9 protein-coding genes are annotated in these 12,615 nt (G+C 70.2%); 7 read left to right on the top strand and 2 right to left on the bottom strand.

Annotated elements, in window-relative coordinates; all coding sequences use genetic code 11:
- The first annotated feature begins 195 nt into the window (after positions 1-195).
- The 5 genes from G5C60_RS45330 (at position 196) to G5C60_RS45310 (ending at position 6,008) form a co-directional block, all read left to right on the top strand.
- On the top strand, positions 196-1,845 hold the full coding sequence (locus tag G5C60_RS45330; protein WP_165269186.1) for a M4 family metallopeptidase: 1,650 nt from the start codon (positions 196-198) through the stop codon (positions 1,843-1,845).
- Positions 1,846-1,911: 66 nt separating this feature from the next.
- Positions 1,912-2,430, top strand: a complete 519-nt coding sequence (locus G5C60_RS45325) for a DUF1990 family protein (RefSeq protein ID WP_165269184.1) — start codon at positions 1,912-1,914, stop codon at positions 2,428-2,430.
- 251 nt (positions 2,431-2,681) lie between these two features.
- A complete protein-coding gene (locus G5C60_RS45320; protein WP_165269182.1) occupies positions 2,682-3,905 on the top strand; it encodes a Clp protease N-terminal domain-containing protein in 1,224 nt (407 codons plus the stop codon).
- A 68-nt stretch (positions 3,906-3,973) separates the two neighbouring features.
- A complete protein-coding gene (locus G5C60_RS45315; RefSeq protein ID WP_206440808.1) occupies positions 3,974-5,359 on the top strand; it encodes a sensor histidine kinase in 1,386 nt (461 codons plus the stop codon).
- A gap of 4 nt (positions 5,360-5,363) precedes the next feature.
- Positions 5,364-6,008 carry a response regulator gene (locus G5C60_RS45310; protein WP_165269180.1) on the top strand — a complete coding sequence of 215 codons (645 nt, stop codon included), beginning with the start codon at positions 5,364-5,366 and terminating at the stop codon, positions 6,006-6,008.
- A gap of 88 nt (positions 6,009-6,096) precedes the next feature.
- Here G5C60_RS45310 and G5C60_RS45305 read toward each other — a convergent pair whose 3' ends face one another.
- Positions 6,097-6,792 (bottom strand): DUF899 domain-containing protein, encoded by a 696-nt coding sequence (locus G5C60_RS45305; RefSeq protein WP_165269178.1) that lies wholly within the window; start codon positions 6,790-6,792, stop codon positions 6,097-6,099.
- A 153-nt stretch (positions 6,793-6,945) separates the two neighbouring features.
- Positions 6,946-9,579, bottom strand: a complete 2,634-nt coding sequence (gene glgP, locus G5C60_RS45300) for an alpha-glucan family phosphorylase (protein WP_165269176.1) — start codon at positions 9,577-9,579, stop codon at positions 6,946-6,948.
- 422 nt (positions 9,580-10,001) lie between these two features.
- Here glgP and G5C60_RS45295 point away from each other — a divergent pair, with 422 nt between their 5' ends.
- Together G5C60_RS45295 and G5C60_RS45290 are read left to right on the top strand one after the other, a co-directional pair.
- The gene (locus tag G5C60_RS45295) at positions 10,002-11,201 is read left to right on the top strand and encodes a S8 family peptidase (protein ID WP_165269174.1); all 1,200 of its coding nucleotides are present in this window, start codon (positions 10,002-10,004) and stop codon (positions 11,199-11,201) included.
- Positions 11,202-11,404: 203 nt separating this feature from the next.
- Positions 11,405-12,615: maltotransferase domain-containing protein (locus tag G5C60_RS45290; RefSeq protein ID WP_241267539.1), on the top strand; the 1,211-nt coding region annotated here is incomplete at its 3' end.

The raw sequence follows: 12,615 nt of genomic DNA, 5'->3' as shown, positions 1-12,615 counted from the left end.
GCACCCGCCCAACCGCCGGAGGCAGGGGCGCGGGGAACTGCGCGACCAGCCACGACGGCGCTGCAGCCGCCCACGAACCCAACTCACCACCCCCATAGGCGTTTTCTGGCCAACCTCCCTTCGCTTCAATGACATGCACACGCCCCACCTGGCACTGTTCACTCGCACGGCACCCCCCCCCACAAAGGAGCTTGTGTGACCCCCCTCTACGCGCGTCACAAGCGCACGACTCTCGCCATCGCCACCGCGGTCGCGGCCGGAGCCCTCATCACCACCAGCCTGACCACAGGTGCTACTGCCCAGTCACCGGCGGAGCCGTCCGGTAAGGAAACCGTCGCAGGTGCCCCGATGCAGCTGTCCGCGGCGGTTCGTACGGGTCTGATCGAGAAGGCCGATGCCGCGGCGGCGGAGACGGCCGAGGAGATAGGTCTTGGCGGCAAGGAGAAGCTGGTCGTCAGAGACGTCGTCAAGGATGCCGACGGCACGACGCACACCCGCTACGAGCGGACGTACGACGGACTCCCGGTCCTCGGTGGCGACTTGGTGGTCCACGAGACGAAGGCGGGCAGGACGGAGGGCGTGACCAAGGCGACGAAGGCCGCCATCAAGGTCACCGACGTGACGCCTGACATCGCCAAGTCCACCGCGGAGAAGCAGGCGTTGAAGGCCGCCAAGGCGGAGGGCAGCACCAAGTCCGAGGCCGACAAGGCCCCTCGCAAGGTCGTCTGGGCCGCGAGCGGCACCCCGACGCTCGCGTACGAGACGGTCGTCGGCGGGTTCCAGCACGACGGCACCCCGCAGGAGCTGCACGTCGTCACGGACGCCACGACGGGCGAGAAGCTGTACGAGTGGGAGGCGATCCAGAACGGTACGGGCAACAGCCAGTACAGCGGCAAGGTCACCATCGGCACCTCGCTCTCGGGTTCGACGTACCAGCTCAACGACACGTCCCGGGGCGCCCACAAGACGTACGACCTCAATCGCGGTACGTCCGGCACCGGCACCCTCTTCACCGACGCCGACGACACCTGGGGCACGGGCACGGCCTCCAACACCCAGACCGCCGCCGTCGACGCGCACTTCGGCGCACAGGTCACCTGGGACTTCTACAAGAACGTCCTCGGCCGCAGCGGCATCAAGAACGACGGCAAGGCCGCGTACTCCCGCGTCCACTACGGCAACGCGTACGTCAACGCCTTCTGGTCCGACAGCTGCTTCTGCATGACGTACGGGGACGGCGCGGGCAACGCGAAGCCGCTGACGTCGATCGATGTGGCGGGCCACGAGATGACGCACGGTGTCACCTCCAACACCGCGGGTCTCAACTACAGCGGCGAATCGGGTGGACTGAACGAGGCTACGTCCGACATCTTCGGCACGGCGGTGGAGTTCTACGCGTCGAATTCGTCGGATGTGGGCGACTACCTGATCGGCGAGAAGATCGACATCAACGGCGACGGCACGCCGCTGCGGTACATGGACAAGCCCAGCAAGGACGGCGACTCGGCCGACGCCTGGTCCTCCAGTCTCGGCGGCATGGACGTCCACCATTCGTCGGGCCCGGCGAACCACTTCTTCTACCTGCTGAGCGAGGGCAGCGGCGCGAAGACGATCAACGGCGTCAACTACGACTCCCCCACCTCCAACGGCTCCACGATCACGGGCATCGGCCGCGAGAAGGCCGTCCAGATCTGGTACAAGGCGCTGACCGAGTACATGACGTCGACGACGAAGTACGCGGGCGCCCGCACGGCGACGCTGAGCGCGGCGGGCGACCTCTACGGCGCCGACAGCGCGGAGTACAAGGCGGTTCAGGCGGCCTGGGCCGCGGTCAACGTGAGCTGACGCCCGACTCCGCAGGGGCAGCCCCCGAAAAGAAGGCGTTCCGGGGGCTGCCCTACGCTGCTCCCCATGCCCTCCACGGAACCGCCATTCACGTACGAGGACGTGGGCGCGACCCGCGAGAACCGCTGCCCGCCCGGGTTCCACCCTCTGCACGTCAGAACGCGCATCGGCGAGGGCCGGAACGTCTTCGAGGCGTCCTCCCGGGCGGTCCTGAACTGGGAACTGCACAGAGCGGTGGGCGTCGGCATCTCCACCGACGCGGACAAGGCCGCTCCCGGCGTCGACGTGACGGTCACGCTGGGCGGCCTCATCAAGGCCCCCTGCCGCATCGTCTGGACCACGGAAGAACCTCGCCGAGCCGGCTGGGCCTACGGCACCCTGCCCGGCCACCCCGAATCCGGCGAGGAAGCCTTCCTCGTCGAAATGACCGGCGACGGCACCGTCTGGCTCACGATCACCGCCTTCAGCCGCCCGGCCAAGTGGTACGCACGAGCGGGCGGGCCGGCTACGCGGGGGTTGCAGCATGCGTATGCGCGGAGGTGTGGGGCGGTGTTGCGGAGACTGCACGGGGGCGACGAGGTCTAGGGCCGGTGCAGGAGCCTTTCCAGGAGGTCTTCCTGGAGTAATCGCAGTGCCTGGACCACGAGGTCAGGGGAAAAGCTGCCGGGCGTGAAGTGTCGGCCACAGGTGCCGCGTTGGGCCCGCATGGCCGTCGTCCGCCCGGACGGAAGAACCTGGCCGATCGGACCGGAGGCATGGCCGGTCGGCCGAGGCGGAGCCGGAGAACGCGGGCTAGCGTCCTTCTCAGCAGGTAACACCACGGAGAGGAACGCCCGATGGATCAGCGAACGTCCGACCGCGACGCCGGCGTGACCACCGAGTTCGAGAACGACGTCGTCAAGCTGTTGCTGGAGGCGATGCGTGCGGTGGCCAAGCAGGAACGCGAGGACGTCGGTACGGAAAGCGTGCTGTATGCGCTCGTGTCGGGTGACTCGGCCGCGGGTTCCGCGATCGCACCCGGGATGAGGGCCTCCGGCTCGCTCGGCGGTTCGATCGGGTGCCGGGGGACGTCCGTGTGGGTCAGTGAGGACGCGGGTGACGGCACGGCGGGAAGCCCGGACGACGAGCGGGAGATCGACGCCTTCTGGCGGGAGGTCCGGCTGGAGGAGGCCAAGAGGCTGCGCTGGAAGAATCGGAAGCAGAACGAGAAGCAGGAGCAGGAAAGCCTTGAACTCCCGCCGATGACCGGCGCGTTGCGGACCTGCCTGCGCAAGGCGCTGGAGGCCGCACGGGAGGAGGGCACCGTTTCCGTGCGCGTCCGGCATGTGGCGCGCGCACTGGTCGAGCTGCCCGATACGCGTGCCCGCGAGGCCATGGTGCTGGAGAAGCTGGATGTCCCGGCTGCCTCGACGGCGCTCGACGCGTTGCGGGGGAGCGACGAAGTGCCGGAGCCCAGCTCGGTGTTGATCCTGCGCAAGGCGGGGACGTTCGGGAAGAGCGGTAATCCGCTGACCCGGAAGTTCACCGCCTGGATATTCGGGGGCGGCGCCGGTTTCGGTTCCGCAGTCGTGGGTGCGGTGCGCTCGGAGGCACCACGGGGGGCGGTGCGGCGCGGGGCGTCGGAGATCGAACCCGTCGATGTGCTGCTGGGCATCCTGGCGCTGGACCGGTCGTTGGCCGTCGCGGGGCGTGAGCTGCCCGAGAAGCTGACGGGAGCGAACCAGGGGGCGGAACTCCTGCGCCGGCACGGTGTACGCCAGGATGCTGTTGCCCGGGTGCTGCTTCCCACCACCGGGGTCGTGGAGGAGGAGCCCGGGGAGGTCGGCGGCCCCGCCGACTTCGAACGGCGGCTCCTGCACGTCACTCAGTTCACCGCCTCCGCTCAGGGCTCGTCCACGGTCGGCACGACCCACCTGCTGGCCGCGCTGCTGGACAAGGGGACGGACGCGGAATCCGCGGCGGAGATCGAGCGTGTGCTGACAGAGAGCGGGGCGGACGTCGCCGGGCTGCGGGCGGAGCGGGAGCTCCGGGTCCCGGGAGGAGCGGCCCAGGGCTCCTGAGGCCGCAGCGGTCCGCCAACGCGTATGACGAGAGCAGCCGTTGAGAACGGCACCCACAGGGAGGAAACATGAGTCCGGCCGTGCGACCGTGCAGACGGGCACGCCGCGAAGCCGCCGCGATCCGGGAGGCGGTGCGCACCGCGCCCCGGCGGACGGTCGTGACCGAGTCCGTACTCGCCGGCCTGGTCCTGCTGTGCTCGCTGGTGCCGGTTCCGCTGATTCCGCCGGCCCACCCGGTGGCGGTGGCCCTCCTGGGGGTGTGGGCGGCACTGCTCGTGCCCGCGCGGCGGATGTACCCGGCCCTCACGGTGCTGGGCTGCGTGCCGGTGATCGCCGGGAACAACGTGTGGGCGATGGTGGTGGTGCCGTGCGTCGCGTGGTCCGCCGTGCGCCGCATCACCCCCGCACGGCGCGCCTTTGGAGTGATCGGGGCGAGCAGTGCCGGCGCCGTGCTCATGTCGATCGCCGCCCAATCCCTCAGCGGACTCCCGACGATGCCGTACCTGGTCGCCGGCGCCGGCGTGGCTGCGCTGTTCATCCTGCTGCCCGCGCTGTCCGGCATGATGATGGGACGTCGCCGCCCGCTGACGAGGCTGCTGCGGGAACGCAACGCCTACCTCGAACAGACCCGCTTCCTCACCGACGAGGCGGCCCGCATGGAGGAACGGGCGCGCATCGCCGCCGAGATGCACGATCAGCTCGGCCACCGCATCGGCCTCATCTCGGTGCACGCCGGAGCCCTCCAGCTCGCCGCCGAACGACAGGCACCCCCGCTGGCCTCCCAGGCCGAACTTCTGCACACCACCGCCGGAACGGCCATGGACGAGCTGCGTGGGATCCTCGGCGTCCTCCGTCACCAGTCCGGCGAGGACATCGGCGAGCGGGGGACCCGCGAGGATCTCTCGGCCCTGGTTGCGGATTCCCGGAACGCGGGGGCCGACGCCGAACTGCACTGGAACGCGACCGGGCCGACGGACGCGGACGCCCGCACCCGGCAGGCCGTCCACCGTGTGACCCGCGAAGGACTCACCAACGCGCTGAAGCACGCGTACGGCGCGCCTGTCCGTGTGACGTTCCAGGACGAAGGGGACACGGTGGTGGTCGCCGTCGTCAACGATGCCCCGCCGGTGCCCCGTTCGCCCGGGGAAGGGAACCGCAGTGGACTCGTCAGCCTCCAGGAAAGGATCGACCTGCTCGGGGGCGCCCTCCACGCCGGACCACGCCCGGAGGGCGGCTTCGTCCTCTCCGCCCGTATACCCGTCCGGCCCGACGCGCCGCCCGTGTACGCCACTTCGCCCGGGCCGGTGTCCGGCGGGGCGGGCTCCCGGCCCCCGCTGTCCACAGACGTCCTCACCTGGCCCCGCCTCCTGGGAGGCGGCTGCGCGGCTCTGCTGGTGCTGCTGCCGACGATCGGCGGCACCATCGCCCTGCTGATCATGGCGGTTCTAAACTGAACCGATGATCCGAGTCCTGATCGCCGACGACGAGGCGCTGATGCGCACCGGGGTCCGCCTGATCCTGGAGAACGACGACGAGGTCCGCATCGTGGCCGAGGCACAGAACGCCCGTGAGGCCGTCGAAGCCTGCCGCACCCACCCCGTCGACGTCGCCCTCCTCGACATCCGCATGCCCGGGGACGGCATCACCGCCGTCGCCGAGATCACCCGGCACTCGCCCCGCACCCGAGCGGTGATGCTGACGGCCTTCGGCGAGGAAGCGACCGTCACCAGCGCCCTGCGCGCCGGAGCCCACGGCTACCTCCTCAAGGACACCGGCCCCCGCGACCTCATCGACGCTGTACGCCGTGCCGCAGCCGGACAACCCGTCCTCGCCCCGCAGGTCACCCGCCAGCTCGTCGACTTCCGGACCCGGCTGGGCCACGGCAGCGACGTCGCATCACGTCGGATCGCGGACCTGACACCGGCCGAACGGGACATCCTCCGGCTGCTGGGCACCGGCCTCTCCAACGCCGAGATCGCCGCCCAGCTCCACCTGAGCTCCGGCACGGTCAAGGCCCACATCAGCAGCATCCTCACCCGCACCGACTGCACCAACCGGGTCCAGGCGGCGGTGCTGGCGCAGGCGGCGGGCCTGCTCGACTGACGCCCGGCCCGCCGTAGGCGCTTGCGCTGGTGAACCCGGCGCGCAGCGGCACCGAGTTCACCCGTTCATCGGCCGTGATGCAGGTCGTTCAGCCGCCGCCGGAGCCCGAGCCATAGAGCGCAGCGATGTCTTTGGACGTCGCCCACCGGCTGTAGGTGGGCGACTTGGGCCAGCCCTCGGGCGAGTCCTGCCACTCCTCCTGCCGTCCGTACGGCAGGAGGTCGATCAGCGCGAAGGTGTGACTGAGCTGTTCGGTGCCCCGGCCGTTGGTGTGCCAGGTGCGGTAGACGGTGTCGCCGTCGCGCAGGAACACGTTGACCGCGAATCCTGCGTCGGGCGGTGCACCGACGTCGGCCCCGAATGAGTTGTCGGCGGTCGAGTACCACGTCATCTGGTTGCCGACCCGCTGCTTGTAGGCGAGTGCCTCTTTGATCGGGCCCTGGGTGACGATGACGAATCGCGCATCGTAGTTGTCCAGGAACTCCAGGCGGGTGTACTGCGAGGTGAACCCCGTGCAGCCCGGGCACTGCCATTCCTTGCCGGCGGACCACATGTGGTTGTAGACGATCAGTTGCCTCTTGCCTTCGAAGACGTCCGCCAGCCGTACGGGGCCGTCCTCGCCCTCGAGGGTGTAGTCGGGCATCTCGACCATCGGCAGACGACGACGCTCGGCGGCGATGGCGTCAAGCTCCCGCGTCGCGGCCTTCTCCCGGGCTCGCAGCGCCTCTAGTTGGCGCTCCCACATTGTGGCGTCGACGACGGGTGGTAGTGCGTGGGTGGTCATGGTCCCCTCACAGAACTCGTGTGCAGCTTTCGCTCGTACAGAGGTAGACCCCACCGGACCCCGGAACTCATCGGGAATGGTCGCCGTCATGCGGGGAATGTATGGCCGCCGGGCAGCGTGCGACAGCCCCGGCGGCCCCTTCCCCTGCGACGATCACCGCATCAGAACCCCTGCCGCCTCCACCATCTCCTCGGACGGCACCGCCACCAGCCCCAACTCCGCATTCGACGCCAGCAGTCGGTGAGCGGGCAGGATCCGGACCGTGTAGCCGTAGGGGCCCGTGCGGTCGAGGGACAGTGGGCCCTCGTAGAGCCAGCGGCCCTCCAGGTCCGGGCCGCCCGCCGGTTTGAGCGGGACCGCCGTGCCGTCGGCGATGCGGTCCTCCGAGTCGACGCGGCCCGAGACGGCCTGGACCTCGACGTCGTCGGGGGCCAGGTCGCCGAGGCCCACGCGGACCCGCAGAGACAGAGTCGAGCCGAGTTCCGCGGTGGAAGCGGTGGACGCAGCCGCCGACGTCTCCACGTGGTCCACCGTGACCCGCGGCCACGCGGTGCGGACGCGGGACTTCCAGATGGCCAGCTCGCGGGCGGAGGAGGTGTCCATGGAGCGGTGGGAGCGGGCCGCGGGGGCGTAGAGGCGTTCCACGTACTCGCGGACCATACGGCCCGCGAGGACCTTCGGGCCCAGCAGGGTCAGCGTCTGGCGGACCATTTCGATCCAGCGGTCGGGCAGGCCCCCGGGGCCGCGTTCGTAGAAGCGCGGGGCCACGCGCTGTTCCAGCAGGTCGTACAGCGCCGACGCCTCCAGGTCGTCGCGGCGGTCGTCGTCCGTCGCCGTGCCGTCCGCCGTGGGGATCGCCCAGCCGAAGTCCGGCTGGAACCATTCGTCCCACCAGCCGTCCAGGACAGAGAGGTTCAGGCAGCCGTTCAGGGCCGCCTTCATCCCCGACGTCCCGCACGCCTCCAGCGGACGCAGCGGATTGTTCAGCCAGATGTCGCAGCCCGGGTAGAGCTTCTGTGCCATCGCCATGCCGTAGTCCGGGAGGAACACGATCCGGTGGCGTACACGCGGATCGTCCGCGAACCGCACCAACTCCTGGATGAGGCGCTTGCCACCGTCGTCCGCCGGGTGGGCCTTGCCCGCCACCACGATCTGCACCGGCCGCTCGGGATGCAGCAGCAGGTCCAGCAGCCGGTCCCGGTCGCGCAGCATCAGCGTCAGGCGCTTGTACGAGGGGACGCGGCGCGCGAAGCCGATCGTCAGCACGTCGGGGTCGAGGACGCCGTCGATCCAGCCCAACTCCGCCGTGCCGGCGCCGCGCTGGCGCCAGGACGCGTACAGCCGCTCCCGTACCTCCGTCACGAGGTGCTCGCGCAGGACCCGGCGCAGATCCCAGATGTCCTGGTCGGGGATGTCGGCCACGGCGTCCCAGCGGTCCGAGGCGCCGACCGTCATGGCGTCCTCCGTCCGCTGCGCGCCGATCTGACGGGCGCCGAGCCGGAAGACCTCGGGCGCCACCCAGGTGGGCGCGTGCACACCGTTCGTCACGGACGTGATCGGCACCTCGTCCGGGTCGAAGCCCGGCCAGAGCCCGGAGAACATCTCCCGGCTGACATGTCCGTGCAGGAGCGACACGCCGTTGGCGCGCTGGCCGAGCCTGAGGCCCATCACCGCCATGTTGAAGAGGTTGGGCTCGCCCCCGGGATACGTCTCCATCCCCAGCTGGAGAATCCGTTCCACCTCGATCCGCGGGAGTTCCGCGTCCGGGCCGAAGTGCCGGGCCACCAGTTCCCGGTCGAAGCGGTCGATTCCGGCGGGCACGGGGGTGTGGGTCGTGAAGACGGTTCCCGCGCGGACGGCCTCAAGGGCGGCGTCGAAGTCCAGGTCTTCATGAGCGAGTTCGTGAATACGTTCCAGGCCGAGAAATCCCGCGTGGCCCTCGTTCGTATGGAAGACCTCCGGCTGTGCGTGCCCGGTCAGCCGGCAGTACGTACGGACCGCACGCACCCCGCCGATCCCGAGCAGCATCTCCTGGAGCAGCCGGTGCTCGCTCCCGCCGCCGTACAGCCGGTCCGTCACACCGCGCTCGCCGAGATCGTTCTCCTCGACGTCCGAGTCGAGCAGCAGCAGCGGGACCCGGCCGACCTGGGCGAGCCAGATGCGGGCCCGGAGCGATTTGTCACCCGGCAGGGCCAGGGAGACCTGGGAGGGCGTGCCGTCGTCCTCGCGCAGCAGCGACAGCGGGAGTTCGTTCGGGTCCAGGACCGGATAGTGCTCCTGCTGCCAGCCGTCCCGCGACAGCGTCTGCCGGAAGTAGCCGTGCCGGTAGAGCAGTCCCACACCGATCAGGGGTACGCCGAGATCGCTGGCCGCCTTGAGATGGTCCCCGGCGAGGATGCCGAGGCCGCCGGAGTACTGCGGAAGCGCGGCCGTGATGCCGAACTCGGGCGAGAAGTAGGCGATGGCGGCGGGCAGTTCGGACGACTGGGACTGGGACTGGTACCAGCGCTCGCCGCTCACATAGTCGTGCAGGTCGTCGGCCGCCGCGGCGAGCCGCCGCAGGAAGCGCCGGTCCTCGGCCAGCTCGGCGAGCCGTCCGGGTGACACGTTCCCCAGGAGGCGTACGGGATCGTTTTCGGAGGCGGCCCAGCGCTCGGGGTCCACGGACTGGAAGAGGTCACGGGTCTCGGCATGCCAGGACCAGCGCAGATTGCGCGCCAGATCGCTGAGCGGGTGAAGGGCTTCGGGGAGTACGGGACGCACGGTGAACCTGCGGATGGCCTTCACGAGCTTCCACCTTCACGGGGCATACGCGGCAGGGGTGCGCACACGCTTACGCATGCGCGGCCTTTGTCACCCATGACGGTAGCGGCGACTGCGTCCCGCGAACTACGGCGCGTGGCGCTCCGCGGGTGGTGCGGAACGCTCCGCGGGCAGGGCGGTACTTCGGCTGCGGGCCGTCGGGGGCTGGGCGCGCAGTTCCCCGCGCCCCTAAAGGGGCGCTCCTGGTCCGCCGCACAAATCCGGCTTGAAGTCGCCGCAACCTTCACACATACGTCACGGGCGATATGGCCGATTCCGCCGCCTCAGGCGGCCTTGTGACACTTCACACCGCGCGAGAGGCTGCCAACCGGCGATCCGGCCTGTACCTGTCAGGGCGCGCGCAACTCCGGCCGGAGTACGCCGAGTTGAGGAGGGGAACTCACACCATGGCAATGACGCGCAAGCGGCGTCTGTCCTGGGCAGGAGGCCTTACCGCGGTCACCACGGCCGCGGTGCTTTCGGCCATCACCCTGCCCGCACACGCCGCCCCGCAGGGGCAGATACTCGGCGCCGGCGCCCCCGGCTCCGTCAGCGACAGCTACATCGTCACGCTCAAAGGGGGAACGAAGGCCCCGTCGAAGGCGGGCAAGGATCTCGCCGCCACGTACGGGGCGAAAATCAGCCACACGTACGACACCGCGATCAATGGTTATGCGGTGAAGGTCGACGAGCAGCAGGCCAAACGTCTCGCCGCCGACTCGCGGGTCGCCGCGGTCACGCAGAACACCAGAGTGTCCCTCGATCACGTGCAGAAGGACCCGCCGTGGGGCCTCGACCGTCTCGACCAGCCGAACCTGCCGCTGGACAAGAGCTACACCTGGCCGGATTCCGCGGGCCAGGGTGTGACGGCGTACGTCATCGACACCGGCGTACGGATCTCGCACGAGGAATTCGGCGGCCGGGCGAGCTCCGGCTGGGACTTCGTCGACAACGACGCCACCGCCCAGGACGGCCAGGGCCACGGCACGCACGTGGCGGGCACCATCGCCGGCACGACGTACGGCGTCGCGAAGAAGGCGAACGTCGTCGGGGTCCGCGTACTGGACAACGAAGGATCCGGCACCACCGCACAGGTGATCGCCGGCATCGACTGGGTGACCAAGAACGCCCAGAAGCCCGCCGTGGCCAATATGAGCCTGGGCGGCTTCGCGAACGCGCAGCTCGACGCCGCCGTCCGCAACTCCATCGCCTCCGGCGTCACGTACACCCTCGCGGCCGGCAACGACGGCCTTCCGGCGAGCCTCTACTCACCGGCCCGGGTCGCGGAGGCCGTGACGGTCGGCGCGAGTGACAAGACGGACGCGCGGGCGAGCTTCTCCAACTGGGGCATGCGGCTCGATCTCTTCGCACCCGGCGTGGACATCACCTCCGCCTCGAACGCGAGCGACACCGGAAAAGCCACTTTCTCCGGCACGTCGATGGCGTCGCCCCATGCCGCGGGCGCAGCCGCGCTCTACCTCGCCGACCATGCCGGGGCGGCACCCGCCGATGTGAGCAAGGCTCTCGTCGCGGGGGCGGCTTCCGGGAAGATATCCAACCCGGGCCTCGGCTCGCCGAACAAGCTCTTGCAGGTCACCAACCCCTAAGTAGTTGCGCCTTCACAGACCGGCCCCGTCCCGCGAAGCTCACGGGACGGGGCCGGTCTTGTGTGCAGAGATACGCGCGAGTAGTTAACAACGTGCCGGATTGCCCACCCGATTAGGGTGGGAAGGCTCCCCCGTACGTTCCGCAGGACCCACCTCCCCACACCCTCATCCGCCCACCCACGTTGACGCGGACAGGAGCGGTCATGCCCGCCACGCACCACTCGTCATCACCCCCGACGCCCAGCACCACCACACCCCCCGAACAGGGGGCGAAAGCCGGCCCGCCGGAACAGGCGACGGCCGAGAAGGCAGAGGCCACACCCGCGACGACGGCAGAGGCCACACCGGACAGGACGCCAGAGGCCGCACCCGCCACGACGGCAGAGGCCACACCGGCGAAGCCTGCGAAGGCGAAGGCCAAGTCGGCGAAGGCCGCAAAGGCCGAGAAGACCGGCAAGGCCGAGAAGACCGGCAAGGCCGAGAAGGCGAAACCCGAGTCGGCGCAGGCAGAACCAGCCCAGGCAGAACCGGCCCAGGCAGAGTCAGCGCAGGCAGGACCGGCCCCGGCAGAGTCGGCGAACGGCTCGCCGCCGGGGGCCGCGCCGCCGAGGGACGCCCCCCTGGTCGGGCGCATACCCGTCCTGGACGTCCGCCCCCTCGTGGCGTGCGGACGTCGCCCCGCCAAGGCCGTGGTGGGCGAGGCGTTCGAGATCTCGGCGACGGTGTTCCGCGAGGGTCACGACGCGGTGGCCGCCAACGTCGTACTGCGTGACCCGGAAGGCAACCCCGGTCCCTGGACCCCCATGCGGGAGCTGGTCCCCGGCACGGACCGCTGGGGCGCCACCGTGTCCGTACCGAAGGAGGGCCGCTGGACCTACACCGTGGAGGCCTGGGGCGACCCGATCACCACCTGGCGCCACCACGCGCAGATCAAGATCCCGGCGGGGATGGACACGGAGCTGGTCCTGGAGGAGGGCGCGCTGCTGTACGAGCGGGCCGCGAACGGCGTGCCGAAGAGCAGGGGCCGCCGCGACACGATCCTCGCGGCCGCCGACGCACTGCGCGACACCGGACGCCCCGCCGCGGCCCGCCTCGCCGCCGCGCTCACCCCGGATGTGGATCACGTCCTGGCCCGCCATCCGCTGCGCGAGTTCGTCTCGTCCTCCGACCGGCTGCCGTTGTTGGTGGAGCGGGAGCGGGCGCTGTTCGGGTCGTGGTACGAGTTCTTCCCGCGGTCGGAGGGCGCGGTCGTCGAGCCGGGCAGGCCGCCGGTCAGCGGCACCTTCGCCACTGCCGCGCGCAGGCTGCCGGCGATCGCCCGGATGGGCTTCGACGTCGTCTACCTGCCGCCCATCCACCCCATCGGCACCACCTTCCGCAAGGGCCCCAACAACACCCTGGACCCCGGCCCCGA

The organism is Streptomyces scabichelini, from assembly GCF_011045015.1.
Taxonomy (GTDB): domain Bacteria; phylum Actinomycetota; class Actinomycetes; order Streptomycetales; family Streptomycetaceae; genus Streptomyces; species Streptomyces scabichelini.
This window is presented reverse-complemented; position numbering and strand designations above follow the sequence as displayed.